This window comes from Ectothiorhodospira lacustris, assembly GCF_022227845.1.
Taxonomy (GTDB): domain Bacteria; phylum Pseudomonadota; class Gammaproteobacteria; order Ectothiorhodospirales; family Ectothiorhodospiraceae; genus Ectothiorhodospira; species Ectothiorhodospira lacustris.
Genome location: NZ_JAJNQN010000001.1, coordinates 41679 through 68214, shown reverse-complemented (window position 1 = coordinate 68214; position 26536 = coordinate 41679). Strand labels below are relative to the sequence as shown.

Sequence of the window (26536 nt, the reverse complement as noted above, 5' to 3'; positions counted from 1 at the left end):
CGGGATCGACTACGCCCGCGTCACTCCCGCAGCCCGCTGTCCTCGATCCCCGACACCAGACCGCCTTCGAAGAAGATAATGGCCCGTCGATGCACTGCCGTGCCGTTCCCGGGCCGATGGTAGTACACGTAATCCCATCGGCTCTCGCCCTGGAAGGGGTCCCTCAGCACCGGCTCTCCCAGCAGGAATCGGACCTGCCGCTGGGTCATCCCGACCTGTACCTGTTCCAGTCGGCTCTCCTCGATGGCATTGCCCTGCTGCACGTCCGGTCGATGCACGGACAGCAGTCCGCTACCGCACCCCTGCAGTAATCCGCCAATGAGGATAGAATAAAGAATCAGTCTTGCCATAATTGCGTCCTGTGGGCCGTGAGTTGCAAGATGGGCCTCGTTCCGAAAACCAATAGCGCGGGATTCTACACCAGGTGTCGGATCATCTCGCATGGAGATCAAATCCCATGGAAACCCAAGAGCTCAAGAAGGCCGGACTCAAGGTGACGCTGCCCCGCGTGAAGATCCTGCAGATCCTGGAAACCGCGGAAGACCACCATATGAGCGCGGAGACCATCTACCGCCAACTGTTGTCGGCGGGCGAGGAGATCGGTCTGGCAACAGTCTATCGGGTGCTCACCCAGTTCGAGGCGGCCGGTCTGGTCAGTCGTCATCACTTCGAGGGCAATCAGGCGGTCTTTGAACTGGAGCGCGGGCGTCATCATGATCATATCGTGTGCATGAAGTGTGGTCGCGTGGATGAGTTCGTGGACCCGATCATTGAGGAACGCCAGAAGGCCATCGCCGAGAAACTGGGGTACACCATTCAGGACCACGCCCTGATCATTTATGGTGAGTGCAGCCAGGGCGGCTGCCCCAAGAAGCAGGAACCGGGTCTGGGGAACTGATCAGTCGGTCGATGCCCGGGTCATCATCTCCCGGGCATGGGCCAGACTCTGCTCGGTGATCTCGACGCCGCCCAGCATCCTGGCCAGTTCCCGGACCCGGTGTTCGTCCGCCAGTGAGCGGATGCGCGTGGTGGTGTGATCCTTGCCCTTGTGCTTCTTCACCTGCAGATGCTGATGGGCCTGGGCCGCCACCTGAGGCAGATGGGTCACGCACAACACTTGACGGTGCCGGCCCAGACTCCGTAGCTGGCGCCCCACCACTTCGGCCACCCCGCCGCCTATTCCCGTATCCACCTCGTCGAAAACCAGGGTGGCGATGGGCAGGGCATGGGCTGCGATCATCTGGATGGCGAGGCTGATGCGGGAGAGTTCGCCACCGGAGACCACCTTGGTCAGGGGCTGCAGGGGCTGGCCGGGATTGGCGCTGACCATGAACTCCACCCGATCCATGCCGTGTGAGGAAGGGTGCCCCCTGCCGTCATCCTCCACACTGCACGCAAAGCGCCCACCTTCCATACCCAGGCCCTGCATGGCCTGGGTGACGGCTTGCGATAGCCGATCCGCTGCCCGACGGCGGGCATCCGAGAGTGCGGTGGCCTGACGCAGGCAGGTCTGCAGTGCCTGTTCTACCGCTTTTGCCAGGGTTTCCAGGTTGTCGCCGCCTTCTTCCAGCCGATTCAGTTCCGTTTCCAGTGTTTGCAGCAGGTGGGGCAGGGTGGTGGGTTCCACCCGGTGCTTGCGGGCCAGGTCCTGAGCGGCGGCCATGCGGGATTCGAGAAAATTCAGCCGCGCCGGGTCCATCTCCAGGCCATCGGCATAGCGGCGCAGCCAGTCGGCGGCCTCGCGGATCTGTATCTGGGCGGCTGCCAGCAGTTCCCGCGGTTCTGCCAGACGGCTGTCCAGGGGCTGCAGATGTTCAATGTCACTGCAAAAGCGCCCCACCAGGGATTCGGCACTGCCGTCGGCTTCATAAAGGCTCTGGTAGGCGGTCTCCGCTACCTCCAGCAGGCGCCCGGCATGGGCCAAGCGGCCGTGTTCTTCCTCGATCCGTTCCAGTTCCCCCGCCGCCAGGTCCAGGGCCTTGAGTTCATCGCTTTGGAATCGCAGCAATTCCCGACGTGCCTCTCGCGCCTCGCCGTCCTCGCTCAGCGTCGCCAGCCGGTGGGCCGCCTTTTGCCAGATGCCGTGATCGCGGGCCATGGCGGTCAGCAGTTCCAGATGATCGGCGTAGTCGTCGAGGATGCGTCGCTGCACGTCCCGGCGCAGCAGGGATTGGTGGGCATGCTGACCATGGATGTCCACCAGCATCTCGCCCAGGGTCTTGAGGGATTGCAGGGTGACCGCCGAACCATTGATCCAGGCCCGGCTCTTGCCGTCCCGGCCGATGACCCGCCGGATCAGGCAATCTTCCGTCGCCAGACCCTGCTCCTCCAGCCAGGCACCGGCGGTCGCCTCCCGGCTGATGTCGAAATGGGCACTGATCTCGGCCCGTTCCGCGCCGTGGCGGACGGTGGTGCTGTCGGCCCGGTCGCCCAGGACCAGACCCAGGGCATCCACGAGGATGGATTTGCCTGCCCCGGTCTCCCCGGTCAGCGCGGTCATGCCCGCGGACAGGTCCAGGGACAGTTCATCGACGATGGCGAAATCTCGGATCTGTATGTGGGTCAGCACGGTCGGGATTCGCGGTTGCGGGTTGTGGGCGTGTCGCGGGGTGGCGGCCCTGATGTCTGTGAGAGGTTAAAGAGAAAATGCCCTCGAAGAAAGAGGGCGTGACCATTTTATTGTATGTTTGAACAGTATTGTGTTGGGGTCAGGGCTGTTCCCCCCAGCCCAGTTTCACCCTCAGGATCTGCAGATAGTCATAGCCGGTGGGGTGGATCAGCCGCAGCTTGCGGGGCTTGGGCTCGATCACGATCCGGTCCAGGGGCTCCATGTCGAAGGTGTCCTGACCATCGAAGGCCACTTGGGCCAGGGTGCGGCTATGCTCGTTGACCGCGATCTCGATACGGTTGCCGGCCGGGACCACCAGGGGGCGATTGCTCAGGCCATGGGGGCAGATCGGCACCATGACCACGGCCTCCAGGCAGGGGGAGAGGATGGGACCGCCGCCCGACAGGGCATAGGCGGTGGAGCCGGTGGGGGTGGCCACCACCATGCCGTCAGCCCGCTGGGTGTTGACGAAACGGCCGTTGATCCAGGTATCGAATTCGATCATGCGGATGGCATCTCGGATGTGCAGGACCACGTCGTTCAAGGCGTCCTGGGCCGCCACCACGTCATCCCCCCGCATCAGGCGGGCATGCAGCATGCTGCGCCGATCTTCCACATAGAGCCCGGAGAGGATCTCGTCCAGTCGCCCCAGCATCTCGTGGGGCGAGACATCCACCAGAAAGCCCAAGCGGCCGGCGTTGATGCCCAGCAGGGGGACCTCCGCATCCACCAGGGTGCGGGCCGCACCCAAAAAGGTGCCGTCACCGCCCACCACGATGGCCAGGTCCGCTTCGGCAGCCATCCGTGTCCGTGTCGCCGGTTCGCCGCCAAGGGTGTCGTCCTCCAGCCAGGGCAGGACGGTGTCATCCAGCAGGATGCGGCGCTGATGGTGCTGTAGATGCCCGATCAGGGCCTCCAGGATGTGCCCCAGGCGCTGCTCGTGAGTCTTGGCAATGATGCCGATGGTGTGAAAGGACGGATTCATGGGAGGGATTATGGTGGAAATACGTGGTGAGTGGCGAGTATCGGCACGCCACTAGCCACTGGCCGTTTCCTTGAGTAACATGCTGACCCTGGCACTCACACTCAACGAGTGCCAGGGTGGACCATTGAAGACATCCTCGACAAGATCATCGCAGGCCCTTTCCGAACGTGCCCGACGGCTGCTGCGGGCGCTGGTGGAGAGCTATGTGCGCGACGGACAGCCGGTGGGGTCCCGTACCCTGGCCCGCACGGCCGGGCTGGATCTCAGTCCTGCGTCCATCCGCAACGTCATGGCGGATCTGGAGGATCTCGGGCTGGTCAGTTCCCCCCATACCTCGGCGGGACGGATACCCACTTCGCTGGGTTATCGCCTGTTCGTGGATTCCCTGCTGGAGGTCAAGCCGCTGGACAGCGCCGAGGTGCATACGCTCAAGCAGCGCCTCACCCCCGACATGGATACCAAGGCCCTGGTGGAGTCTGCATCGGATCTGCTTTCGGCCGTGACCCAGATGGCCGGGATGGTGCGGGTGCCCCGGCGCGATCATGCCGCCCTGAGCCAGATCGAGTTTCTCAAGCTGTCCGGGCGCCAGGTGCTGGCCATCCTGGTGATGAACAAGCGGGAGGTGCAGAACCGCATCCTGGATCTGGACCGGGAGTACTCCCATGCCGAATTGCAGCAGATGGCCAACTATCTCAACCAGCATCTGATCGGGCGAGATCTGCGGCAGGCCCGGGAACAGATCCTCAAGGAGATGAAGGCCGTCCGCGAGCACATGAATACTCTCATGTTGGCCGCCATCGAGCTGGGGGAAAAGGCCTTTTGCGACGATGAAGGTGCGGACGACCTGGTCTTTGCCGGTCAGATCCACCTCATGGACTACGCGGAACTCTCCAGCGTGGAGAAGTTGCGCAACCTGTTCGAGGCCTTCAACGAAAAAAGGCAGCTGCTCACCCTGCTGGACAATTGCATCAGTGCCGAAGGGGTTCAGATCTTCATCGGCCAGGAATCGGGGCACCAGATGCTGGATGACTGCAGCGTGGTGACGGCCCCCTACAGCGTGGGTGGCAGGATTGTGGGGGTGCTGGGGGTGATCGGTCCCACCCGCATGGCCTACGAGCGCATCATCCCGGTGGTGGATATCACCGCCAGGCTGCTGGGTGCGGCCTTGAATTCCCGTAACTGAAGTCCCACATACATGTGGCATGCGCTCATCGGAATCATCGCCGGTGAGCGATTGCTTTTGCCGGAACACACCAAGACATGAGCGGATCGGAGCTTTCCATGGCGAACGAGGAACAAGTCGAAAACCCCCAGCATGAACAGGCGCCCGCGGCCCCTGAAGAGAAGGCGCCGGAATTCAGTCCCGGGGCGCTGCTCAAGCAGCTGGAAGAGGCACAGAAACAGGCCCAGGACCACTGGGACAAGCTGGTACGTACCCAGGCCGAGCTGGAAAACCTGCGCAAGCGCATGAGCCGGGATGTGGAGAATGCCCACAAGTTCGCCCTGGAACGCTTCGCCGGTGAACTGCTGCCGGTGAAGGACAGCCTGGAGATGGGGCTGGACGCCACCCGGGGCGAGGCCGATCTGAACAAGATCCGCGAGGGTACCGAGCTGACCCTGAAGATGCTGGAGCAGGTGATGTCCAAGCAGGGCATCGAGACGGTGGATCCCGCCGGCCTGCGCTTCGATCCGGAGCGGCATCAGGCCATGTCCATGCAGGAAAATGCCGAGCTGGAGCCCAACACCGTCATGGCCGTGCTGCAGAAGGGCTACGCCCTCAACGACCGCCTGCTGCGCCCTGCCATGGTGATCGTCAGCAAGGCGCCGGCGGCCGGAGGCGAATAGCCGACGGGGGGATTTTCGGCCGGGGCTTGAAAAGGTCCGACGCCACCCCCATCAAGCGGTTAACCCCGGAATTCACGGCATTGACAGACATTTGAACATTTTTGGAGAAACACATGGGCAAGATCATCGGTATTGACCTGGGCACCACCAATTCCTGCGTCGCCATCATGGAAGGCGGCAGCGCCAAGGTCATTGAAAACGCCGAGGGTGGTCGTACCACCCCCTCCATCGTGGCCTTTGCCGAAGACGGCGAGGTGCTGGTGGGCCAGTCCGCCAAGCGCCAGGCGGTCACCAACCCCCAGAACACCCTGTTTGCGGTCAAGCGTCTGATCGGACGCCGCTTCGAAGAACCCGAAGTGCAGAAGGACATCAAGCTGGTGCCCTACAAGATCGTCAAGGCGGACAACGGCGACGCCTGGGTGGATGTGCGCGGCAAGAAGATGGCCGCTCCGGAAATCTCCGCCCGCGTCCTGCAGAAGATGAAGAAGACCGCCGAGGACTATCTGGGCGAGCCGGTCACCGAGGCCGTGATCACCGTGCCGGCCTACTTCAACGACTCCCAGCGTCAGGCCACCAAGGACGCCGGCAAGATCGCCGGTCTGGAAGTCAGACGCATCATCAACGAGCCCACCGCCGCCGCCCTGGCCTATGGCCTGGACAAAAAGCGCGGTGACAGCAAGGTGGCGGTCTATGACCTGGGTGGTGGTACCTTCGATATCTCCATCATCGAGATCGCGGAAGTGGACGGCGAGCACCAGTTCGAGGTGCTGGCCACCAACGGCGATACCTTCCTCGGTGGCGAGGACTTCGACTCCCGCCTGATCGAATACCTGGCGGCCGAGTTCAAGAAGGAGCAGGGCATTGACCTGACCGGCGACCCGCTGGCCATGCAGCGCCTGAAGGAGGCCGCAGAGAAGGCCAAGATCGAGCTGTCCTCCAGCCAGCAGACCGACGTCAATCTGCCCTACATCACCGCCGACAACACCGGGCCCAAGCACCTGAACATCAAGGTCTCCCGGGCCAAGCTCGAAGCCCTGGTGGAAGAGCTGGTCAGGCGCACCATCGAACCCTGCAAGGTGGCCCTGAAAGATGCGGGCCTGTCCGTGTCCCAGATCGATGACGTGATCCTGGTGGGCGGTCAGACCCGCATGCCCAAGGTGCAGGAGGCGGTGAAGGACTTCTTCGGCAAGGAGCCGCGTCGTGACGTCAACCCCGACGAGGCAGTGGCCGTGGGCGCCGCGATCCAGGGCGGCGTGCTGGGCGGTGACGTGAAGGACGTGCTGTTGCTGGACGTCAGCCCCCTGTCCCTGGGTATCGAGACCCTGGGCGGCGTGATGACCAAGCTGATCGAGAAGAACACCACCATCCCCACCAAGGCCTCCCAGGTCTTTTCCACTGCCGATGACAATCAGACGGCGGTGACGGTGCATGTGCTGCAGGGTGAGCGCGAAGTGGCTCATGCCAACAAGTCCCTGGGCCGTTTCGACCTGGCGGATATCCCGCCGGCGCCCCGCGGCGTACCCCAGATCGAGGTGGTATTCGATATCGATGCCAACGGCATCCTCAACGTCTCCGCCAAGGACAAGGCCACCGGCAAGCAGCAGTCCATCATCATCAAGGCCTCTTCCGGCCTGAACGATGACGAGATCGAGCGCATGGTGAAGGATGCCGAGGCCCACGCCGAGGAAGACAAGCGCTTCCACGAACTGGTGGGCGTGCGCAATCAGGCGGATAACCTGATCCATTCGGTGGAGAAGACCCTCAAGGACATGGGCGACAAGGTGGAGGCCGGCGAGAAGAGCGCCATCGAATCCGCTGTCAGCGCCCTGCGGGATGCCATGAAGGGTGACGACAAGGCGGTCATCGAAGAGCGGACCCAGAAACTGTCCGAGGCCTCCGGCAAGCTGGCGGAACGCATGTATGCCCAGCAGCCTGAAGGTGCCGCCGCCGAAGATGCCGGCGACACCCAGGGCCAGGCCGGCAGCAAGGGTGCCCGGGACGATGTGGTGGACGCCGAGTTCGAAGAAGTGGACGATAAGAAGAAGTGACGGTCAGGGCCCGTTCCAGGACGGGCCTTTTCCACGGCATCCGGGTCCGTTGACCGGCAGGTGCCCTCAAAAGGGGCATGTGCCGGTCTGCGGGCTTTAACGTTTCTGCAAGACCCACGGTAATCATGGCAAAACGCGACTATTACGAAGTCCTGGGGGTGGCGAAGAACGCCAGCGAGGACGCACTCAAGAAGGCCTTCCGCCGGTTGGCCATGAAATATCATCCCGACCGGAACCCCGGGGACAAGCAGGCGGAAGAACACTTCAAGGAGGCCAAGGAGGCCTACGAGGTGCTGTCCGATGCCCGTAAGCGGGCCGCCTATGACCAGTTCGGGCATGCCGGCGTTGAGGGTGCTGCCGGTGCCGGCCGTGGGGGACCGGGAGGCGGCAGTTTCAGCGATATCTTCGAGGATCTGTTCGGCGACATCTTCGGGGGTGCCGGTGGGCGCGGCGGCAGCAATGCCTTCCGTGGTGCGGACCTGCAGTACAACCTGGAAATGACCCTGGAAGAGGCCGTCTTCGGCACCGAGGTGAAGATCCGTGTCCCCACCTTGGTGAGTTGCAAGACCTGTAACGGTTCGGGCGCCGAGCCCGGCACCAGCCCCGAGACCTGCCCGACCTGTAACGGGATCGGGCGGGTACGCATGCAGCAGGGTTTCTTCTCGGTGCAGCAGACCTGCCCGAGGTGTCGCGGCACCGGCAAGATCATCGCCAAGCCGTGCGGAACCTGCCGGGGGCAGGGCCGCGTGGAGGAGCGTCGTACCCTGAGCGTGGCCATTCCCGCCGGTGTGGACAGCGGCGACCGTATCCGGCTGTCCGGAGAAGGGGAGGCAGGGGTCAACGGCGGGCCGTCCGGGGATCTGTACGTGCAGGTCCACGTCAAACCCCATAAGCTGTTCACCCGCAAGGGCAGCGATCTGTTCTGCGAGGTACCCATCAGCTTCGCCGTCGCCACCCTGGGCGGTGATTTGGAGATCCCCACCCTCAAGGGTCGGGTGGCCCTGAAGATCCCCGCCGAGACTCAGTCCGGGCGGCTGTTCCGCCTGCGGGGCAAGGGTGTCAGGTCCGTCCACGGCGGCGCCGAGGGTGACCTGATCTGCAGTGTCAAGGTGGAGACGCCGGTGAACCTCACCAAGGAGCAGAGGGAGCTGTTGCAGCAGTTTGATGCCGCCATGCAGGCGGGCGGTCAGAAGCACAGCCCCCAGCATGAGGGCTGGCTGGATGGGGTGAAGGGTTTCTTTGAAGATCTGAAATTCTGGAGAAAGTCATGAGCGCGGTACGCGTAGCCATTGTCGGTGCCGGGGGGCGCATGGGGCGTACCCTGATCGAGGCGGCGGTCTTGGCCCCGGGGCTGGAGCCCACCGTGGCCACGGAGATGCCGTCCAGCTCCCTGCTGGGTTCCGACATCGGTGAGCTGGCCGGCCTGGGCCGTCTGGGTGTGTTGCTGGAGTCGGACCCGGCGGCCGCCGTGGACCGGTTCGATGTGCTGGTGGACTTTACCCGTCCGGAGGGTTCCCTGGCCCATCTGGAGATTTGTCGCCGGGCGGGCAAGGCCATGGTGATCGGGACCACCGGGTTCACCGATGAACAAAAGGCCGTCATCCGCAAGGCTGCACAAGAGATCCCCGTGGTCTTTGCGCCCAACATGAGCGTGGGGGTCAACCTGTGCCTCAAGCTGCTGGACCTGGCGGCCCGGGTGTTGGGTGACGAGGTGGATATCGAGATCATCGAGGCCCATCATCGGCACAAGGTGGATGCCCCTTCCGGTACCGCCCTGCGCATGGGTGAGGTGGTGGCCGATGCCTTGGGGCGCGATCTGAAGACCTGCGCCGTCTACGGCCGGGAAGGGGTGACGGGCGAGCGGGACCGGCAGACCATCGGTTTTGAGACCATCCGGGCCGGTGACATCGTGGGCGAGCATACGGTGATGTTTGCCGGATTGGGGGAGCGGGTGGAGATCACTCACAAGGCCTCCAGCCGCATGACCTTCGCCAAGGGGGCCATGCGCGCCGCCGCCTGGCTCAATGGGCGGCCGGCAGGGCTGTACGACATGCAGGACGTGCTGGGACTGGCCGGTTAAGCCGCCCCGGCGGCGGGGCTCATTGGACGAAATGGCCCTGATCCGCTAGAATTTGTGCCATTCAACAGGTCTTGAAATCCCTGACAGGGCTGGTTGGGTCTCCCAACCCGCCCTGTTTCTATGTGTGCCGGAGGACTCTTTGAGAACCACACCCGCCTTGCTGGCTTTGGAAGATGGCAGTCTGTTTCACGGTTACGCCCTGGGTGCGGAAGGAACCACCGTGGGTGAAGTCGTGTTCAATACATCCATGACCGGTTATCAGGAAATCCTCACGGATCCCTCCTATTCGCGTCAGATGGTGACGCTCACCTATCCCCACATCGGCAATACCGGCATCAATCCCGAAGATGAAGAGGCCGCCGGGCCCCAGGCCGCCGGCCTGATCGTCCGCCACGTGCCTGCGCGCATGTCCAGCTGGCGTGCCGCCGAATCCCTGCCCGACTACCTCAAGCGTCACGGTATCGTCGCCATCACCGGCGTGGACACCCGTCGCCTGACCCGCCTGCTGCGGGAAAAGGGCGCCCAGAACGGCTGCATCATGGCCGGCGAGGTGGACGAGGCCAAGGCCTTGGAGGCCGCCCGTGCCTTCCCGGGCATCAACGGCATGGATCTGGCGAAGACCGTTACCACGGCAGCGGCGTACGAATGGACGGAAGGTAGCTGGGCCCTGGGCGAAGGTTATCGCCCGGGACCTGCCGAGCGTCCTTTCCATGTGGTCTGCTACGACTTCGGCGTCAAGCGCAACATGCTGCGTCTGCTGGCGGATCGGGGGTGCCGGATTACCGTCGTGCCCGGTACCAGTACCGCCGAGGAGATTCTGGCCCTGAACCCGGACGGCGTCCTGCTTTCCAACGGCCCCGGTGACCCGGCTCCGTGCGACTATGCCATCCGCGGCATCCAGGGACTGCTGGAAAAAAATGTTCCCCTGTACGGTATCTGCCTGGGGCATCAGCTGCTGGGACTGTCCGTGGGCGCCAAGTCCGTGAAGATGAAGTTCGGCCATCACGGTGCCAATCATCCCGTCCAGGATCTGGCCACCGGGAAGGTGATGATCTCCAGTCAGAACCACGGCTTTGCCATCGACGAGCAGACCCTGCCGGGCAATGCCCGCGCGGGCCACCGTTCCCTGTTCGACGGGACCTTGCAGGGCATCGAACTGACCGACCGTCCGGCCCTGAGCTTCCAGGGACACCCGGAGGCGAGCCCCGGTCCCGAGGACGTGGCGCCGCAGTTCGACCGGTTCATCGACATGATGCGAGCCCATCAGGGCTGAGGACTCGGCGTGTCATGAAGTACTTTCCAAGCGTCGTCCGGGCCTGCTCGTTTCGATTTGGATGGCGCTGCTACGGCACCTGATCCGACCCATAAAGACCGCCCCCCATTTTGCCCGCCGGCGCCCCTGAAGGCGCCGGGCTGTTCACGGTAGGACACCCATGCCAAAGAGAACCGACATCCAGAGTATCCTCATCATAGGCGCCGGCCCCATCGTCATCGGCCAGGCCTGTGAGTTTGACTACTCCGGTGCCCAGGCCTGCAAGGCCCTGCGCGAAGAGGGTTACCGGGTCATCCTGGTGAATTCCAACCCGGCTACCATCATGACCGATCCGGAGATGGCCGATGCCGTCTATATCGAGCCGGTGGAGTGGAAGACCGTTGCCCGCATCATCGAACGGGAGCGCCCGGACGCGGTCCTGCCCACCATGGGCGGGCAGACCGCCCTCAACTGTGCCCTGGATCTGGCCCGCAACGGCGTGCTGGAACAGTTCGGCGTGGAACTGATCGGCGCCACCGAAGACGCCATCGACATGGCCGAGGACCGGGAACGCTTCCGTCAGGCCATGGACGAGATCGGCCTGGCCTCACCCATGGCCTTCATGGTCAACAGCTGGGAAGAGGCCCAGCGGGTGCAGCCGGAGATCGGTTATCCCATCATCATCCGCCCGTCCTTCACCATGGGCGGCAGCGGCGGCGGCATCGCCTACAACCGGGAAGAATACGAAGAGATCGTCAGGCGCGGCCTGGACCTGTCCCCGGTCAACGAGGTGCAGGTGGAGGAATCCGTGCTGGGCTGGAAGGAGTACGAGATGGAGGTGGTCCGCGACCGTGCGGACAACTGCATCATCATCTGCTCCATCGAGAACCTGGATCCCATGGGCGTCCATACCGGTGACTCCATCACCGTGGCCCCGGCCCAGACCCTGACGGACAAGGAATACCAGATCATGCGCAACGCCTCCCTGGCGGTGCTGCGCAAGATCGGTGTGGATACCGGCGGTTCCAACGTGCAGTTCGCTGTGAATCCGCAGGACGGTCGTCTGGTGGTCATCGAGATGAATCCCCGGGTGTCCCGCTCCTCGGCCCTGGCCTCCAAGGCCACCGGCTTCCCCATCGCCAAGGTGGCGGCCAAGCTGGCCGTTGGCTTCACCCTGGATGAGCTTCGCAACGAGATCACCGGCGGGGTGACCCCGGCCTCCTTCGAGCCGTCCATCGATTACGTGGTGACCAAGATTCCTCGGTTCACCTTCGAGAAGTTCCCCAGCGCGAAGGCCAAGCTGACGACCCAGATGAAGTCCGTGGGTGAGGCCATGGCCATCGGCCGTACCTTCCAGGAATCTTTCCAGAAGGCCCTGCGCAGCCTGGAGACCGGCAGTGACGGTCTCAACGAGATGGTGGATCTGAACGGAGAAGACGCCGAGTCCACCATCCGCAGCGAACTGGCGGATGCCGGTCCCGAGCGCATCTGGTACGTGGCCGATGCCTTCCGTTTCGGTCTGACCCTGGAGCAGGTGCATGAGCTCAGCCGCGTCGATCCCTGGTTCCTGGCCCAGATCCAGGAGCTGGTGGACATCGAGCAGGACCTCAAGACCCGATCTCTGAAAGACCTGGATCGTCAGACCCTGTTCACCCTCAAGCAGTACGGTTTCTCCGACCGCCGTCTGGCCAAGCTGCTCAACGAGACCGAACGGACCGTGCGTGCCTATCGCCACGAGTTGGGCATCCACCCCGTTTACAAGCGGGTGGATTCCTGTGCCGCCGAGTTCGCCTCCACCACCGACTACATGTACTCCACCTATGAGGAAGAGTGCGAGGCCAACCCCTCCGGCCGCGAGAAGATCATGGTGCTGGGCGGCGGCCCCAACCGTATCGGGCAGGGGATCGAGTTCGACTACTGCTGCGTGCATGCCGCCCTGGCCATGCGCGAGGACGGGTATGAGACCATCATGGTCAACTGCAACCCGGAGACCGTTTCCACCGACTACGATACCTCCGACCGGCTGTTCTTCGAACCGCTGACCCTGGAGGACGTGCTGGAGATCGTGCACCTGGAAAAACCCAAGGGCATCATCATCCAGTTTGGTGGCCAGACCCCGCTGAAGCTGGCCCGGGACCTGGAGGCCGCCGGTGCGCCGGTGATCGGCACCACCCCCGATTGCATCGACCTGGCGGAGGACCGGGAGCGCTTCCAGCAGCTGATCGAGAAGCTGGAACTGGTCCAGCCTCCCAACCGCACCGCCCGCAGCGTGGACGAGGCGGTACGTCACGCCGAGGCCATCGGCTATCCGGTGGTGGTACGCCCCTCCTACGTGCTGGGCGGCCGCGCCATGGAGATCGTCTATAACGAGTCCGATCTGCGGCGCTACATGCGTGACGCGGTGAAGGTGTCCAATGATGCGCCGGTGCTGCTGGATCGCTTCCTGGATGATGCCGTGGAGGTGGACGTGGACGCCATCTGCGACGGCAAGGACGTACTCATCGGCGGCATCATGCAGCATATCGAACAGGCCGGTGTGCATTCCGGTGACTCTGCCTGTTCCCTGCCGCCCTACAGCCTGAGCATGGCGCTGCAGGACGAGATCATCGCACAGGTGCGCAAGATGGCTTTGGCCCTGGGTGTGGTGGGACTGATGAATACCCAGTTCGCCATTCAGCGGGACCGCATCTTCGTGCTGGAGGTGAACCCCCGCGCTTCCCGTACCGTGCCCTTCGTCTCCAAGGCCGTCGGCATGCCTCTGGCCAAGATCGCCGCCCGCTGCATGGCCGGCCGCTCTCTGGTGGAGCAGGGCGCCACCCGGACCGTGGTACCTGACTACTATTCGGTGAAGGAAGCCGTTTTCCCCTTCATCAAGTTCCCCGGCGTGGACCCCATTCTCGGCCCCGAGATGAAGTCCACCGGTGAGGTCATGGGCATGGGCCGCAGCTTCCCCGAGGCCTTTGCCAAGAGCCAGCTGGGTGCAGGCGTCAAGCTGCCCGAGACCGGCAAGGCCTTCATCAGCGTGCGCGAGGTGGACAAGCCCGGCATCATCCAGGTGGCGAAGGAGCTGGTCGCCCATGGTTTCGAGCTGATCGCCACCCAGGGTACCGCCCAGGCCCTGGAGGACGCCGGCGTGGCCTGCGCGCGCATCAACAAGGTGACCGAAGGTCGTCCCCATATCGTCGATATGATCAAGAACGACGAGATCAGCCTGATCATCAACACCACCGAAGGTAAGCAGGCCATCGCGGATTCCTTCACGATCCGCCGCGAGGCCCTACAGCACAAGGTGACCTATACCACCACCCTGGCCGGCGCCTATGCCACGGTCCAGGCCCTGGAATACCTGGACAGCGACCAGGTGTACTGCCTGCAGGACATGCACAAGGAGATCCGCTCATGAACAAGACGCCTTTGACGGTACGTGGGGCCGAATTGCTCAAGGCGGAGTTGCAGCGCCTCAAGAGCGAGGATCGTCCGCGGGTGATTGCCGCCATTGCCGAGGCCCGTGCCCATGGCGATCTGAAGGAAAATGCCGAATACCATGCCGCACGGGAGCAGCAGGGGTTCATCGAAGGACGTATCAAGGATCTGGAGGCCAAGCTCTCCAACGCACAGATCATCGACGTGACCACCCTCAGTGCCGGCGGCAAGGTGGTCTTTGGCGCCACCGTCGAACTGGTGGACCTGGATTCGGACGCGGAGGTGACCTACCAGATCGTGGGGGACGACGAGGCCGACATCAAGGCGGGCCTGATTTCGGTGAACTCACCCATCGCCCGGGCCCTGATCGGCAAGCATGAAGGGGACGAGATCCACTTCAGCGCCCCGGGCGGGGAGAAACACTTCGAGATCCTGGCGGTACACTACCGTTGATGGCCGCGGACAGCCCTTCTCCCCCGGGGAGAAGGGCTGCGGGATTCAGGGCAGTTCGATCACCGGCTTTTCCGGATTGCGTCGGAACAGGGTGGCGATGAATCCCACCCGCTGTACCAGTTCCGCCCCGGTTTGCCCGCAGATTTCACTGACCGCCGCATCTCGCTGCTCCCGATCGCCGATGGCCACTTTGATCTTGATGAGTTCATGGTGATCCAGCGCCCGGCGGATTTCCTCCATGACCGGTTCGGTGAGGCCGTTGCGGCCGAGGCTGACCACGGGTTTACGGGAGTGCGCCAGGGCACGCAGGTGCTTGATGTGTCTTTCGATGGGCATGTCAGGGAAAATCCGCAAGAATAACCAAGGCGCGGGAGGTTCCCGCGAGATGACAGGGCGGCCGGGGCATGCGGGCCGTTCCAGGGATGCCGAGTCTAGCATGCACTCACCCGCTGTAGGAGTCTGACCCCGGGCAACATCGCCCGCCGATCCGACGTCCGCAGGAAGTAACCCCCGGAAACCCGTACCCATGGCACGCAGCAAGACCAGTAGCCGCTGGCTCAAGGAACATTTCAGCGATCCCTTCGTCCAGAAGGCGCAGCAGGAAGGCTGGCGCTCCCGCGCCGTCTACAAGCTGCAGGAGATCCAGGCCCGCGACCGGATTATCCGGCCCGGCATGCAGGTGCTGGACCTGGGCGCCGCCCCCGGCGGCTGGACCCAGTTCGCCGTCGGCGAGGTGGGTCGCAAGGGCCGGGTGATCGCCTCCGATATCCTGCCCATGGATGTCATTGAGGGGGTGACGTTCATCCAGGGGGATTTTCACGAGGAGGACGTCCTGGAGGCCATCCTCGCCGCCCTGGGGGGTGAGCCGGCAGACCTTGTAATCTGCGACATGGCCCCCAATACCAGTGGTGTGGAGGCCGTGGATCAGCCTCGGGCCATGTACCTGGCGGAGCTGGCCCTGGATACGGCAGGCCGGGTGTTGAAACCCGGCGGTGATTTCCTGGTCAAACTTTTCCACGGGGCGGGTTTTGACGATTACGTGAAGACCCTGCGCGGACGGTTCGAAAAGGTCCAGATCCGCAAGCCCGAGGCGTCACGCTCCCGATCGCGGGAAGTATATGCGTTGGCCAGGGGCGTCAAACTGGTGTAAGGTCAGTTAAAACCACGAGCACACGACAGACAAAGTCGAGGTAGACCCTTGAACGAGCTGGTAAAAAACCTGATTATCTGGGCGGTTATCGCCATCGTGCTGATGTCGGTGTTCAACAACTTCAGCCCGACCCAACCGCAGCCCCAGGCCTGGTCCTATTCGGAATTCCTCAGTGAGGTGAAGGCCGGACGCATCAATAGCGTCTACATCGAGGACAAGACCATCCAAGGTCGTACCATCGGCGGCGAGCGCTTTAATACCTACGCCCCCAATGATCCCGGCCTGATCGGCGACCTGCTGGCCAGCAATGTGGAGATCCGCGTGGAGGAGCCCGCCCGGCGTTCGCTGTTGATGGATATCCTCATCAGCTGGTTCCCCATGCTGCTGCTGATCGGTGTCTGGATCTACTTCATGCGCCAGATGCAGGGTGGTGCCGGCGGCCGGGGGGCGATGTCCTTCGGCAAGAGCAAGGCCCGCATGATGAGCGAGGACCAGATCAAGATCACCTTTGGTGACGTGGCCGGTTGTGACGAGGCCAAGGAGGATGTCTCCGAACTGGTGGACTTCCTGCGTGATCCCAGCAAGTTCCAGAAACTGGGGGGCAAGATCCCCCGCGGCGTCCTGATGGTGGGTTCGCCCGGTACCGGCAAGACCCTGCTGGCCAAGGCCATTGCCGGTGAGGCCAAGGTGCCCTTCTTCAGCATTTCCGGTTCCGACTTCGTGGAGATGTTCGTGGGCGTGGGCGCCTCCCGTGTCCGTGACATGTTTGACCAGGCCAAGAAGCATGCCCCTTGCATCATCTTCATCGACGAGATCGATGCCGTGGGCCGTCATCGCGGCGCCGGCCTGGGTGGCGGCCATGACGAGCGCGAGCAGACCCTGAACCAGTTGCTGGTGGAGATGGACGGCTTTGAGGGCAGCGAGGGCATCATCGTCATCGCCGCCACCAACCGCCCCGACGTGCTGGATCCGGCGCTGCTGCGTCCCGGCCGCTTCGACCGCCAGGTGGTGGTGCCCCTGCCGGATGTGCGCGGACGTGAGCAGATCCTCAAGGTACACATGCGCAAGGTTCCCCTGTCCGAGAACGTGCGTGCCGACCTGATCGCCCGGGGCACCCCCGGTTTCTCCGGTGCGGACCTGGCCAACCTGGTCAACGAGGCGGCCCTGTTCGCGGCGCGTTCCAACAAGCGCCTGGTGGAGATGACCGATTTCGAGCGCGCCAAGGACAAGATCATGATGGGCGCCGAGCGCAAGTCCATGGTGATGAGCGACGACGAGAAGAAGTTGACTGCCTATCATGAGGCGGGTCATGCGATCGTCGGTCGTCTGGTGCCCGAGCATGATCCGGTCTACAAGGTGAGCATCATCCCCCGTGGCCGTGCCCTGGGCGTAACCATGTTCCTGCCCGACGAGGACCGCTACAGCCACAGCAAGACCCGGCTGGAGAGCCAGATCTGCTCCCTGTTCGGCGGTCGTATCGCCGAGGAGGTCATCTTCGGCGCCGACAAGGTGACCACGGGTGCCTCCAACGACATTGAACGGGCCACGGCCATTGCCCGCAACATGGTGACCAAGTGGGGGCTTTCCGACCGCCTGGGTCCCCTGTCTTACGGCGAGGAGGAGGGTGAAGTCTTCCTGGGCCGCCAGATGACCCAGCGCAAGCAGATGTCCGATGAGACGGCACACGCCATCGACGAGGAGATCCGTCGCGTCATCGACAGCAGTTACGAGCGGGCCAAGACGATTATCGAGGCCAACATGGAACGGCTCCACACCATGGCCGACGCCCTGATCAAGTTCGAGACCATCGACGTGGATCAGATCAACGACATCATGGAAGGTCGCGAGCCTCGTGAGCCCGGTGGCTGGACCGGTGGCAACGAGCCGGGCGCCGGTGGCGGTGCAGCCGGTCGTGACCAGGAGAAGGGCGACGGCAAGGGTGTGATCGGCGGCCCCGCCAGTCAGACCTGATGCGCCCGTGGCCGTATGAAACGGGCCGTTACGGCCCGTTGGGAGAAGCCGCCTGCTCTGGGCGGCTTCTTTGTTTTATTCGTACCCCGCCATCGGTCAATTTCCAATCCCTGGACGCAAGACATGATCCATCGCACCAACCCGCCCCAGATCATGGGTATTCTCAACGTCACCCCGGATTCCTTCTCCGATGGCGGCCGTTTCCTGGCCCCGGGACAGGCAATCGAGCGGGCGCTTGCCATGGTGGAGGAGGGGGCGGGCATCATTGACGTGGGAGGGGAATCCACCCGTCCGGGTTCGGCCGGGGTGTCCCTACAGGAAGAGCTGGACCGGGTCATCCCGGTGGTTGAGGCCATTGCCTCGCGGGTGAATGCGCTGATCTCGGTGGATACCAGCAAGCCGGAGGTAATGCGCGCGGCCTGTGTCGCCGGCGCCGGCATGATCAATGATGTCTTCGCCCTGCAGGCCCCCGGCGCCCTGGCGGTGGCGGCCGGGACGGGCGCTCAGGTCTGTCTGATGCACATGCAGGGAGAGCCCCGCAGCATGCAGGTGGATCCCCGTTATGACGATGTGGTGGCGGAGGTGCGCGATTTTCTCGCCGCGCGGGTGGCCGCCTGCCTTGAGGCCGGTATCCGCGAGGATCGCTTGGTACTGGACCCGGGGTTTGGTTTCGGCAAGACCCATGCGCATAATCTCACCCTCATGAATCACCTGTCGGCGCTGGCGGTCAATGGACTGCCCCTGCTGGTGGGCGTGTCCCGCAAGAGCATGATCGGTAAAATGCTCGGCGATGATCGCCCGCCCCGGGAACGGGTCACGGGGAGCGTGGCGGCGGCCTTGCTGGCAGCCCAGCGCGGTGCCCGGATTCTGCGTGTCCACGATGTGGGGGCCACCCGGGATGCCTTGCGGGTCCTGGCCGCCCTGGGATAGACAATGATAACGACAAGACTGCCCCGGCAGACTCACTGACAGACTCAGGTAAGACCATGGAAAGACAATACTTCGGTACCGACGGCATCCGCGGCCGTGTCGGACATCATCCCATGACCCCGGACTTTGCCCTGCGCCTGGGCTGGGCCGCCGGACGGGTGCTGGCACAGGACGGCAAGGGCCTGGTCCTGATCGGCAAGGACACCCGGGTCTCGGGTTACATGTTCGAGTCCGCCATGGAGGCCGGCCTGTCCGCCGCCGGCGTGGATATCCGCCTCCTCGGCCCCATGCCGACCCCTGCCGTGGCCTATCTGACCCGCACCTTCCGCGCTTCGGCCGGCATCGTCATCAGCGCCTCTCACAATCCCTACTACGACAACGGTTTCAAATTCTTCTCCACCAATGGGAGCAAGCTCCCGGACGCCGTGGAGCAGGCCATTGAGGCGGAGTTGGAGAAACCCATGGAGACGGTGGATTCCGCTGACCTGGGAAAGGTGGAGCGGATGGTGGATGCCGCCGGTCGCTATATCGAATTCTGCAAGGGCACGATTCCCACCGGCACGACCTTGCGTGGACTCAGGATCGTCGTCGACTGCGCTCACGGTGCCACCTATGCGGTGGCCCCTCATGTGTTTGAGGAATTGGGCGCCGAAGTGATTCCCGTCGGCGTGGAGCCGGACGGTTTCAATATCAATGAGGGCTGTGGCTCCCTTCATCCCAAGCAGCTCCAGACCGCGGTGCTGTTTCATCAGGCGGACCTGGGCATCGCCCTGGACGGGGACGGCGACCGCCTGATCCTGGTGGACGAAAAGGGTGAGGTGGTGGATGGTGATCAGGCCTTGTGCATCATCGCCCTGGCCCGGCACGAGGACGGCATCCTGCAGGGGGGGGTGGTGGGCACCCTCATGAGCAATCTAGGTCTTGAGCAGGCCCTCTCGGCCAAGGGGATCCCGTTTCGCCGTGCCGCCGTGGGGGACCGCTATGTGATGGAGGCCCTGCAGTCGGAGGGCTGGGTGCTGGGGGGGGAGTCCTCCGGGCATCTGATCTGCCTGGATCGCAGCAGTAGCGGAGACGGTATCTTGGCAGCCCTGCAGATTCTTGAGGTCATGCGTTCTTCGGGACGGCCGCTGTCGGCGCTGAAGGCGGTGATGGAAAAATACCCGCAAACCTTGGTGAACGTACCTATCAACGCCGCCATGCCCCGTGCCACGTTGCTGGATCACCAGGAGATTGCTGCGGCGCTGAAGGCCGCCGAATCCACCCTGGCCGGTCGCGGGCGCGTCCTGTTGCGTCCCTCGGGTACCGAACCCCTGGTGCGCGTGATGGTGGAAGGGTCCGACATGCGTCTGGTGGGACGTATCGCCCAGGAACTGGCGGAAGTGGTACGCCGGGCCGCCGAGACAGGATGAAATTGATTTATCCGCGCCGCGAAGGTAGGATTCCCGGCTCCATACAACACGCAGTGCGAACTCAGGAGCAGATTCATGCGCAGGCCCCTGGTAGCCGGTAACTGGAAGTTGAATGGTTCACGCAATGCCAACCAGGTCCTGATGCAGGAACTGGTGGGTTCCGTGAGCGGTCTGGGCAAGGTGGACGTGGCGGTCTGTCCGCCTTTCGTGTATCTGGAACAGGTGGCGGGATTGTGCCGGGATGGCAGGATCGCCCTGGGCGCCCAAGATGTGTCGGATCAGGACAGCGGTGCCTTCACCGGCGAGGTGTCCGGCGACATGCTGCGGGACATGGGATGCACGTGCGTGATCGTGGGTCATTCCGAACGCCGTGCCCTGTACGGTGAGGATGATGCCTTTACCGCGCGTAAGTTTGCCGCCGCCCGCCGCCATGGTCTCACCCCCATTTTGTGCGTGGGTGAGTTGTTGGAAGAGCGTGAAGGCGGGGTCACCGAATCCGTTGTGGCGCGCCAGCTGGATGCCGTGCTGGAGCGGGTGGGGATTGAAGCCCTGGCGGATGCCGTGATTGCCTATGAGCCCGTCTGGGCCATCGGTACCGGCAGGACCGCCACGCCGGAACAGGCGCAGGCGGTCCACGCCTTTATCCGCGCCCGTCTGGCGGACCGGGATCCGGCCGTGGCGCAGAAGGTTCGTATCCTGTATGGCGGCAGCGTCAAAGCCGATAACGCCGCCGAGCTGTTTGCACAACCCGATATCGATGGCGGCCTGATCGGCGGCGCCTCACTCAAGGCCTCGGATTTCCTGGCAATCTGCAAGGCCGCAGAACAAGCAGGTTGAAATCGTCATGCTGTATGGCATTTTGCTCGTTATCCAGGTCATCCTGGCCATTGGACTGATCGCCCTGATCCTGCTGCAGCACGGTAAGGGTGCGGATGCCGGTGCGGCGTTCGGCAGCGGCGCCTCCGCCACCGTCTTCGGGGCCCGTGGTTCTGCGAATGTCCTCAGTCGCGCCACCGCCTTCACGGCCACCGCCTTTTTCGTCAACAGCCTGGCGCTGGCGTATCTGGTGGCCAACCGGCCCGAGGCGCCCAGCGTCATCGATCTGATCGACACCGCACCGCGTGTCATCGAGCAGCCGGTGGATCAGGTGCCCGCCAACGGTGCGCGTGATGTGCCTGCTGATGTGCCGAATTGATTGGAAATAAAGCGAAATTCGGGGTTCACCCCGGCGCGGTTTCTGATAGAATGCCGGTCCGGCGGCCAAGCTGACGCAGCGCGGCAAGCTGCCGGGACCTCAGTAGTCGATATTGCAGATGTGGTGGAATTGGTAGACACGCCGTCTTGAGGGGGCGGTGGCGAAAGCCGTGTCGGTTCGAGTCCGACCATCTGCACCATCTTTATCCTTTCAGTCCTGATCCTGCATCCAGAGCAGGCCTCGGTTTTTTCCGAGTGAGTCACCCTGTCCGGTGAATCCGGTGCCTGTCCGTCGATGGGATTTTGTGGCGGCAAACCAGCCCTTCCATAGGCTGGATATTGCGGGTCATCAAAATAATTTGCTGGTTCATCAATTCATTGGTTTTATTGGGAGCTTGACACTTTTTTTATGGGTGTCCTAGACTCGCCCGGACTTCAGAAGCATTGGCACTTTACGCCGGCTCAAATAACTAATAAAAAGATGTGCCTGGACTTAAGTCATGGGTACACGAAAAATCACCAAGTCCTGTCTCATGCCCGTTAGCGATGGGTCAGGAGGAGAGGGAAATGCTGGAAAACTACCTGCCAATACTGGTGTTCATTGGCATCGGGCTGCTTGTCGGCGTCATCCCCCTGGCAATCGGCATGGCCGTGGGGCCACGCAAGCCCGATAGCGCCAAGGATTCGCCCTACGAGTGCGGCTTCGAAGCCTTTGAAGACTCCCGCATGAAATTCGACATCAGGTTCTACCTGGTGGCTATTCTCTTCATCATATTCGATCTGGAAATTGCCTTTCTCTTCCCTTGGGCGGTGGCCCTGGACGAGATCGGTATGTTCGGTCTGCTCGCCATGGCCATGTTTCTGGGTATCCTGGTGATCGGCTTCATCTACGAGTGGAAGAAGGGGGCCTTGGAATGGGAATAGAGGGCGTCCTGGAAAAGGGCTTTGTCACTACCTCCGCAGACAAGCTCATCAACTGGGCCCGTACCGGGTCTCTCTGGCCCATGACCTTCGGTCTGGCCTGCTGCGCCATCGAAATGATGCATGCCGGTGCCGCCCGCTATGACATGGACCGCCTGGGCGTGATCTTCCGCCCCAGTCCACGTCAGTCGGACGTCATGGTGGTGGCCGGCACCCTGTGCAACAAGATGGCACCCGCCCTGCGCAAGGTCTACGATCAGATGGCCGAACCCCGCTGGGTCATTTCCATGGGGTCCTGCGCCAACGGGGGAGGGTACTATCACTACTCCTACTCGGTGGTTCGCGGCTGTGACCGCATCGTGCCCGTGGATGTCTATGTCCCCGGATGTCCTCCTACCGCGGAGGCCCTGCTGTACGGCATTCTGCAGTTGCAGAACAAGATCCGTCGCACTCAGACCATAGCCCGCTAGCCGGCGGTCCCCAGCCTGGACTTCACGATGAGCGAGAAACTCGACAGACTGGCCGCGTGCCTGGAAGAAAAAATCAGGGATCAGATCCGGGGCATACACCGGGCCTGTGATGAACTGACCCTCGAAGTCTCTGCGGGAGACCTGCTGAGGGTTGCCAGGACATTGCGCCGGGACCCCGAACTGGGATTCGATATGCTGGTGGATGTCTGCGGCGTGGACTATTCCGCCTACGGGGTCACGGAGTGGAGCACCGAGTCTTCCACTGCCGAGGGTTTCAGTCGCGGGGTGGAGAAGGCCACCTTCGGTCGGTTCACCTTCGATGAGACACCACCGGTTTCCCAACGCGCCGATCCCCGCTTTGCGGTGGTCTACCATCTGCTTTCGGTGGCCCATAATCATCGCCTGCGGATCAGGGTGTTCTGCGAGGACGACGAATTTCCCGCCATGCCCTCCCTGGTCGAGGTCTGGAACAGTGCCAACTGGTTCGAGCGGGAGGCCTTTGATCTGTTCGGCATCGTCTTCAATGGTCACCCGGACCTGCGCCGCATCCTCACCGACTACGGCTTTGTCGGCCATCCCTTCCGCAAGGACTTTCCCCTGGTGGGGCATGTGGAGATGCGCTACGACCCGGAACAGCGCCGGGTGATCTACCAGCCCGTGACCATCACCCCCCGGGTCCTGGTGCCCCGGGTGATCCGCAAGGATCATCGTCATCTGGACGATGCCGCCGAGGAGACGTCCGCCGATGCCTGAGATTCGCAATTACACGCTTAACTTCGGCCCCCAGCACCCGGCTGCCCACGGGGTGCTGCGGCTGGTGCTGGAGATGGACGGTGAGGTGGTGCAACGTGCCGATCCCCATATCGGCCTGCTCCACCGGGGTACGGAGAAACTGGCCGAGAGCAAGCCGTACAACCAGAGCATCGGCTACATGGATCGCCTGGATTACATGTCCATGATGGTCAACGAACACGGCTATGTGAAGGCCATTGAGCGCCTGATGGGGATCGAGCCGCCGCTGCGGGCCCAGTACATCCGCGTCATGTTCGACGAGATCACGCGGATCCTGAACCACCTGCTGTGGCTGGGCACCCACGCCCTGGACGTGGGCGCCATGACCATGTTCCTGTACTGTTTCCGCGAGCGCGAGGACCTCATCGACTGCTATGAGGCAGTCAGCGGTTCCCGCATGCACGCCACTTATTATCGTCCCGGCGGCGTCAACCGGGACCTGCCCGGCACCATGCCCCAGTACCAGACCTCCCGCTGGAAGAGCCCGGCGGATGTGAAGCGTCTCAACGAGAACCGCTCCGGTTCCCTGCTGGATTTCATCGAGGATTTCACCAACCGCTTCCCGACCCACGTGGATGAATATGAGATCCTGCTCACGGATAACCGCATCTGGAAGCAGCGGACCGTGGGGATCGGCGTGGTCAGTCCGGAGCGCGCCCTGCAGATGGGGCTGACCGGACCCATGCTGCGCGGTTCCGGGGTGGCCTGGGATCTGCGCAAGAAGCAGCCCTATGCCGTCTATGATCGCATGGACTTCGATATCCCGGTGGGGGTCAACGGCGACAGCTACGACCGCTATCTGGTTCGGGTGGAAGAGATGCGCCAGTCCAACCGCATCATCCGTCAGTGCGTGGACTGGCTCAAGGCCAATCCGGGTCCGGTGATGCTCGACGACCACAAGGTCGCGCCGCCGCCGCGGGAGGAGATGAAGGCGGACATGGAGTCTCTGATTCATCACTTCAAGCTCTACACCGAAGGTTATTGCGTGCCCGAGGGCGAGGTGTACTCGGCGGTGGAGCATCCCAAGGGGGAATTCGCGGTGTACCTGATCTCCGACGGGGCCAACAAGCCCTACCGGGTCAAGGTTCGCCCCCCGGGGTTCGTTCATCTGTCGGCCCTGGACGAGATGTCCCGGGGCCACATGCTTGCCGACGTGGTCACCCTGATCGGCAGCCTGGATATCGTGTTCGGGGAGATTGATCGCTGATGTCAGCCAAGCAGACCAAGGGGAAGGCCAGCCTGCTCGATGCGCATCTGCGCGAGGAGATCGATCAGTGGTTGGCCCGCTATCCGGAAGATCGCCGCCGGTCCGCGGTGCTGGCGGCCCTGCGGGCCGTCCAGCATGAGCAGGGGCATCTGAGTGCCGAGATGATGGATGCGGTGGCTGAGTACATCGGCATGCCCGAGATCGCCGTCTACGAGGTGGCCAGTTTCTACTCCATGTTCGAGCTGGAGCCGGTGGGGCGTCACAGCATTTCCGTCTGCACCAATGTCTCCTGCATGCTGCGTGGTGCCGACAAGATCCTCGAACATGTGGAAAACAAACTGGGCATCACGTTGGGTGAGTCCACCCCCGACGGCCGCTTCTTCCTTAAAAAGGAGGAGGAGTGCTTGGCGGGTTGCTGCGGCGCCCCCATGATGCAGGTGAACCACGTCTATCACGAGCATCTCACCCCCGAGAAGGTGGATGAGATCCTGGACAAGCTGGAGTAGGCGCCCATGACCAACCGCATCTGCTTCATCACCCGCCGGTTCGATGAGCCCTGGACCTATGAGAACTATCTCAAGGTGGGGGGATACCAGGCCCTGGAAAAGATCATCGCCCAGAAGATGACGCCGGACCAGGTCATCGAAGAGGTGAAGACATCCAATCTGCGAGGCCGCGGCGGTGCCGGATTCCCGGCGGGTCTCAAGTGGAGCTTCATGCCGCGCACGGCGCCGGGCCAGAAGTACGTGGTGTGCAACTCGGATGAATCCGAGCCGGGCACCTGCAAGGACCGGGACATCCTGCGCTTCAATCCCCATGCCCTGGTGGAGGGCATGATCATCGCCGGCTATTCCATCGGCGCCACCGTGGGTTACAACTACATGCGCGGCGAGTTCATGGACGAGCCCTACCAGCGTTTCAGCCAGGCGGTGAGGGAGGCCTATGACCACGGCTGGCTGGGGCGGAACATCAAGGGCAGCGGCATCGATTTTGACCTTTATCCCACCCTGGGCGCCGGGGCCTACATCTGCGGCGAGGAAACCGCTCTGCTGGAATCCCTGGAAGGCAAGAAGGGCATGCCCCGGTTCAAGCCGCCGTTTCCGGCCAACTTCGGTCTCTACGGCCGGCCCACCACCATCAACAACACCGAGACCCTGTCCTCGGTGCCCGCCATCCTGCGTGAAGGGGGCAAGTGGTTTGCCGATCTGGGGGTGGAGCGCGCCGGGGGTGAAAAGCTGTTCTCGGTCTCCGGTCATGTGGAACGCCCCGGCAACTATGAAGTGCCCATGGGGATCCCGTTTGCCGACCTGCTGGCCCTGGCCGGCGGTATCTGGAAGGGGCGCAAGCTCAAGGCGGTGATCCCCGGTGGTTCCTCCGTGCCGGTGGTGCCGGGTGATCTCATGATGACCGCGACCATGGACTATGACGGTGTGACCAAGGTGGGTTCCATGCTGGGTTCCGGTGCCGTCATCGTTATGGACGAGACCACCGACATGGTCAAGGTGCTGCAACGCATCTCCCGCTTCTACTTCGCCGAGTCCTGCGGCCAGTGCACTCCCTGTCGAGAGGGTACGGGCTGGCTCTACCGCATGGTCACGCGCATCGTGGAAGGCCAGGGCCGCATGGAAGACCTGGAACGCCTGGACGATGTGGCCGCCAAGATCGAGGGGCGAACCATCTGTGCCCTGGGCGATGCCGCCGCCATGCCGGTGCGCAGTTTTGTGAAGCACTTCAGACACGAGTTCGAACACTACATTCAGCACGGTCGCAGCCTGGTGGCGGACGCGGCCTGACGGGT

The 26536-nt window shown here is 63.1% G+C and carries 25 protein-coding genes and 1 tRNA gene; 22 read left to right on the top strand and 4 right to left on the bottom strand.

The features are described 5' to 3' along the window. Positions 1 to 20: 20 nt before the first annotated feature. Complete coding sequence (locus tag LQ956_RS00315; protein ID WP_238621003.1) at positions 21 to 350, bottom strand: outer membrane protein assembly factor BamE; 330 nt, start codon at positions 348 to 350, stop codon at positions 21 to 23. A 107-nt stretch (positions 351 to 457) separates the two neighbouring features. Here LQ956_RS00315 and fur point away from each other — a divergent pair, with 107 nt between their 5' ends. Next, a complete protein-coding gene (gene fur, locus LQ956_RS00310; RefSeq protein ID WP_238621004.1) occupies positions 458 to 898 on the top strand; it encodes a ferric iron uptake transcriptional regulator in 441 nt (146 codons plus the stop codon). Here fur and recN read toward each other — a convergent pair whose 3' ends face one another. Both recN and LQ956_RS00300 read right to left on the bottom strand, forming a co-directional pair. Then, positions 899 to 2569: a DNA repair protein RecN gene (recN, locus tag LQ956_RS00305; protein ID WP_238629127.1), complete on the bottom strand. Its 1671-nt coding sequence runs from the start codon at positions 2567 to 2569 to the stop codon at positions 899 to 901. Between the two features lie 139 nt (positions 2570 to 2708). Beyond that, positions 2709 to 3593 carry an NAD(+) kinase gene (locus LQ956_RS00300; protein WP_238621006.1) on the bottom strand — a complete coding sequence of 295 codons (885 nt, stop codon included), beginning with the start codon at positions 3591 to 3593 and terminating at the stop codon, positions 2709 to 2711. A gap of 79 nt (positions 3594 to 3672) precedes the next feature. Here LQ956_RS00300 and hrcA point away from each other — a divergent pair, with 79 nt between their 5' ends. The 8 genes from hrcA to greA all read left to right on the top strand — a co-directional run bounded on the left by hrcA (position 3673) and on the right by greA (position 14694). Beyond that, positions 3673 to 4776: a heat-inducible transcriptional repressor HrcA gene (hrcA, locus tag LQ956_RS00295; RefSeq protein WP_238621021.1), complete on the top strand. Its 1104-nt coding sequence runs from the start codon at positions 3673 to 3675 to the stop codon at positions 4774 to 4776. Positions 4777 to 4874: 98 nt separating this feature from the next. Further along, the gene (grpE, locus tag LQ956_RS00290; protein ID WP_238621007.1) at positions 4875 to 5438 is read left to right on the top strand and encodes a nucleotide exchange factor GrpE; all 564 of its coding nucleotides are present in this window, start codon (positions 4875 to 4877) and stop codon (positions 5436 to 5438) included. Between the two features lie 113 nt (positions 5439 to 5551). Further along, positions 5552 to 7486, top strand: a complete 1935-nt coding sequence (gene dnaK / locus LQ956_RS00285; protein ID WP_238621008.1) for a molecular chaperone DnaK — start codon at positions 5552 to 5554, stop codon at positions 7484 to 7486. Between the two features lie 125 nt (positions 7487 to 7611). After that, positions 7612 to 8757 carry a molecular chaperone DnaJ gene (gene dnaJ, locus LQ956_RS00280; protein ID WP_238621009.1) on the top strand — a complete coding sequence of 382 codons (1146 nt, stop codon included), beginning with the start codon at positions 7612 to 7614 and terminating at the stop codon, positions 8755 to 8757. After that, positions 8754 to 9566, top strand: a complete 813-nt coding sequence (gene dapB, locus LQ956_RS00275) for a 4-hydroxy-tetrahydrodipicolinate reductase (RefSeq protein ID WP_238621010.1) — start codon at positions 8754 to 8756, stop codon at positions 9564 to 9566. The genes dnaJ and dapB overlap by 4 nt, the downstream gene beginning before the upstream one ends. Before the next feature lie 139 nt (positions 9567 to 9705). After that, positions 9706 to 10839: a glutamine-hydrolyzing carbamoyl-phosphate synthase small subunit gene (carA, locus tag LQ956_RS00270; RefSeq protein WP_238621012.1), complete on the top strand. Its 1134-nt coding sequence runs from the start codon at positions 9706 to 9708 to the stop codon at positions 10837 to 10839. A gap of 160 nt (positions 10840 to 10999) precedes the next feature. Next, positions 11000 to 14221, top strand: coding sequence for a carbamoyl-phosphate synthase large subunit (carB, locus tag LQ956_RS00265; RefSeq protein ID WP_238621013.1), 3222 nt, complete (start codon positions 11000 to 11002; stop codon positions 14219 to 14221). Beyond that, on the top strand, positions 14218 to 14694 hold the full coding sequence (gene greA / locus LQ956_RS00260; protein WP_238629126.1) for a transcription elongation factor GreA: 477 nt from the start codon (positions 14218 to 14220) through the stop codon (positions 14692 to 14694). Before carB ends, greA begins: the two co-directional genes overlap by 4 nt. A 45-nt stretch (positions 14695 to 14739) precedes the next feature. On the opposite strand, the gene yhbY is transcribed toward greA, so the two are convergent. Further along, positions 14740 to 15030: a ribosome assembly RNA-binding protein YhbY gene (gene yhbY, locus LQ956_RS00255; RefSeq protein WP_238621017.1), complete on the bottom strand. Its 291-nt coding sequence runs from the start codon at positions 15028 to 15030 to the stop codon at positions 14740 to 14742. Between the two features lie 190 nt (positions 15031 to 15220). Between yhbY and rlmE the strand changes: the two genes are divergently transcribed. The 13 genes from rlmE (at position 15221) to nuoF (ending at position 26531) form a co-directional block, all read left to right on the top strand. After that, positions 15221 to 15844: a 23S rRNA (uridine(2552)-2'-O)-methyltransferase RlmE gene (gene rlmE / locus LQ956_RS00250; RefSeq protein WP_238621018.1), complete on the top strand. Its 624-nt coding sequence runs from the start codon at positions 15221 to 15223 to the stop codon at positions 15842 to 15844. A 48-nt stretch (positions 15845 to 15892) separates the two neighbouring features. After that, the gene (gene ftsH, locus LQ956_RS00245; protein WP_255721703.1) at positions 15893 to 17815 is read left to right on the top strand and encodes an ATP-dependent zinc metalloprotease FtsH; all 1923 of its coding nucleotides are present in this window, start codon (positions 15893 to 15895) and stop codon (positions 17813 to 17815) included. Positions 17816 to 17938: 123 nt separating this feature from the next. Then, on the top strand, positions 17939 to 18745 hold the full coding sequence (folP, locus tag LQ956_RS00240; RefSeq protein ID WP_238622891.1) for a dihydropteroate synthase: 807 nt from the start codon (positions 17939 to 17941) through the stop codon (positions 18743 to 18745). A 56-nt stretch (positions 18746 to 18801) separates the two neighbouring features. Continuing rightward, positions 18802 to 20154: a phosphoglucosamine mutase gene (glmM, locus tag LQ956_RS00235; protein ID WP_238622892.1), complete on the top strand. Its 1353-nt coding sequence runs from the start codon at positions 18802 to 18804 to the stop codon at positions 20152 to 20154. A gap of 75 nt (positions 20155 to 20229) precedes the next feature. After that, positions 20230 to 20991 (top strand): triose-phosphate isomerase, encoded by a 762-nt coding sequence (gene tpiA, locus LQ956_RS00230; protein ID WP_238629125.1) that lies wholly within the window; start codon positions 20230 to 20232, stop codon positions 20989 to 20991. A 7-nt stretch (positions 20992 to 20998) separates the two neighbouring features. Further along, positions 20999 to 21349, top strand: a complete 351-nt coding sequence (secG, locus tag LQ956_RS00225) for a preprotein translocase subunit SecG (RefSeq protein ID WP_238622894.1) — start codon at positions 20999 to 21001, stop codon at positions 21347 to 21349. Between the two features lie 114 nt (positions 21350 to 21463). Continuing rightward, positions 21464 to 21548, top strand: a tRNA-Leu gene (locus LQ956_RS00220). A gap of 367 nt (positions 21549 to 21915) precedes the next feature. Continuing rightward, positions 21916 to 22272, top strand: a complete 357-nt coding sequence (locus tag LQ956_RS00215) for an NADH-quinone oxidoreductase subunit A (RefSeq protein ID WP_008931995.1) — start codon at positions 21916 to 21918, stop codon at positions 22270 to 22272. Then, positions 22263 to 22739, top strand: coding sequence for a NuoB/complex I 20 kDa subunit family protein (locus LQ956_RS00210; RefSeq protein ID WP_090204666.1), 477 nt, complete (start codon positions 22263 to 22265; stop codon positions 22737 to 22739). Before LQ956_RS00215 ends, LQ956_RS00210 begins: the two co-directional genes overlap by 10 nt. 27 nt (positions 22740 to 22766) lie before the next feature. After that, positions 22767 to 23492 carry an NADH-quinone oxidoreductase subunit C gene (locus tag LQ956_RS00205; RefSeq protein WP_238622895.1) on the top strand — a complete coding sequence of 242 codons (726 nt, stop codon included), beginning with the start codon at positions 22767 to 22769 and terminating at the stop codon, positions 23490 to 23492. Then, the gene (locus tag LQ956_RS00200; protein ID WP_238622896.1) at positions 23485 to 24738 is read left to right on the top strand and encodes an NADH-quinone oxidoreductase subunit D; all 1254 of its coding nucleotides are present in this window, start codon (positions 23485 to 23487) and stop codon (positions 24736 to 24738) included. Before LQ956_RS00205 ends, LQ956_RS00200 begins: the two co-directional genes overlap by 8 nt. Continuing rightward, complete coding sequence (locus LQ956_RS00195) at positions 24738 to 25244, top strand: NADH-quinone oxidoreductase subunit NuoE family protein (protein ID WP_238622897.1); 507 nt, start codon at positions 24738 to 24740, stop codon at positions 25242 to 25244. Before LQ956_RS00200 ends, LQ956_RS00195 begins: the two co-directional genes overlap by 1 nt. Positions 25245 to 25250: 6 nt before the next feature. Continuing rightward, positions 25251 to 26531: an NADH-quinone oxidoreductase subunit NuoF gene (gene nuoF, locus LQ956_RS00190; RefSeq protein WP_238622898.1), complete on the top strand. Its 1281-nt coding sequence runs from the start codon at positions 25251 to 25253 to the stop codon at positions 26529 to 26531. Positions 26532 to 26536: the final 5 nt, after the last annotated feature.

Coding starts and splice junctions, on each gene's coding strand:
- dapB (WP_238621010.1), top strand. CDS start 8,754: ATGAGCGCGGTACGCGTAGCCATTGTCGGTGCCGGGGGGCGCATGGGG.
- secG (WP_238622894.1), top strand. CDS start 20,999: ATGCTGTATGGCATTTTGCTCGTTATCCAGGTCATCCTGGCCATTGGA.
- LQ956_RS00200 (WP_238622896.1), top strand. CDS start 23,485: ATGCCTGAGATTCGCAATTACACGCTTAACTTCGGCCCCCAGCACCCG.
- greA (WP_238629126.1), top strand. CDS start 14,218: ATGAACAAGACGCCTTTGACGGTACGTGGGGCCGAATTGCTCAAGGCG.
- LQ956_RS00300 (WP_238621006.1), bottom strand. CDS start 3,593: ATGAATCCGTCCTTTCACACCATCGGCATCATTGCCAAGACTCACGAG.
- glmM (WP_238622892.1), top strand. CDS start 18,802: ATGGAAAGACAATACTTCGGTACCGACGGCATCCGCGGCCGTGTCGGA.
- LQ956_RS00195 (WP_238622897.1), top strand. CDS start 24,738: ATGTCAGCCAAGCAGACCAAGGGGAAGGCCAGCCTGCTCGATGCGCAT.
- LQ956_RS00210 (WP_090204666.1), top strand. CDS start 22,263: ATGGGAATAGAGGGCGTCCTGGAAAAGGGCTTTGTCACTACCTCCGCA.
- nuoF (WP_238622898.1), top strand. CDS start 25,251: ATGACCAACCGCATCTGCTTCATCACCCGCCGGTTCGATGAGCCCTGG.
- LQ956_RS00315 (WP_238621003.1), bottom strand. CDS start 350: ATGGCAAGACTGATTCTTTATTCTATCCTCATTGGCGGATTACTGCAG.
- rlmE (WP_238621018.1), top strand. CDS start 15,221: ATGGCACGCAGCAAGACCAGTAGCCGCTGGCTCAAGGAACATTTCAGC.
- dnaJ (WP_238621009.1), top strand. CDS start 7,612: ATGGCAAAACGCGACTATTACGAAGTCCTGGGGGTGGCGAAGAACGCC.
- LQ956_RS00215 (WP_008931995.1), top strand. CDS start 21,916: ATGCTGGAAAACTACCTGCCAATACTGGTGTTCATTGGCATCGGGCTG.
- LQ956_RS00205 (WP_238622895.1), top strand. CDS start 22,767: ATGAGCGAGAAACTCGACAGACTGGCCGCGTGCCTGGAAGAAAAAATC.
- fur (WP_238621004.1), top strand. CDS start 458: ATGGAAACCCAAGAGCTCAAGAAGGCCGGACTCAAGGTGACGCTGCCC.
- tpiA (WP_238629125.1), top strand. CDS start 20,230: ATGCGCAGGCCCCTGGTAGCCGGTAACTGGAAGTTGAATGGTTCACGC.
- folP (WP_238622891.1), top strand. CDS start 17,939: ATGATCCATCGCACCAACCCGCCCCAGATCATGGGTATTCTCAACGTC.
- grpE (WP_238621007.1), top strand. CDS start 4,875: ATGGCGAACGAGGAACAAGTCGAAAACCCCCAGCATGAACAGGCGCCC.
- dnaK (WP_238621008.1), top strand. CDS start 5,552: ATGGGCAAGATCATCGGTATTGACCTGGGCACCACCAATTCCTGCGTC.
- yhbY (WP_238621017.1), bottom strand. CDS start 15,030: ATGCCCATCGAAAGACACATCAAGCACCTGCGTGCCCTGGCGCACTCC.
- carB (WP_238621013.1), top strand. CDS start 11,000: ATGCCAAAGAGAACCGACATCCAGAGTATCCTCATCATAGGCGCCGGC.
- hrcA (WP_238621021.1), top strand. CDS start 3,673: ATGCTGACCCTGGCACTCACACTCAACGAGTGCCAGGGTGGACCATTG.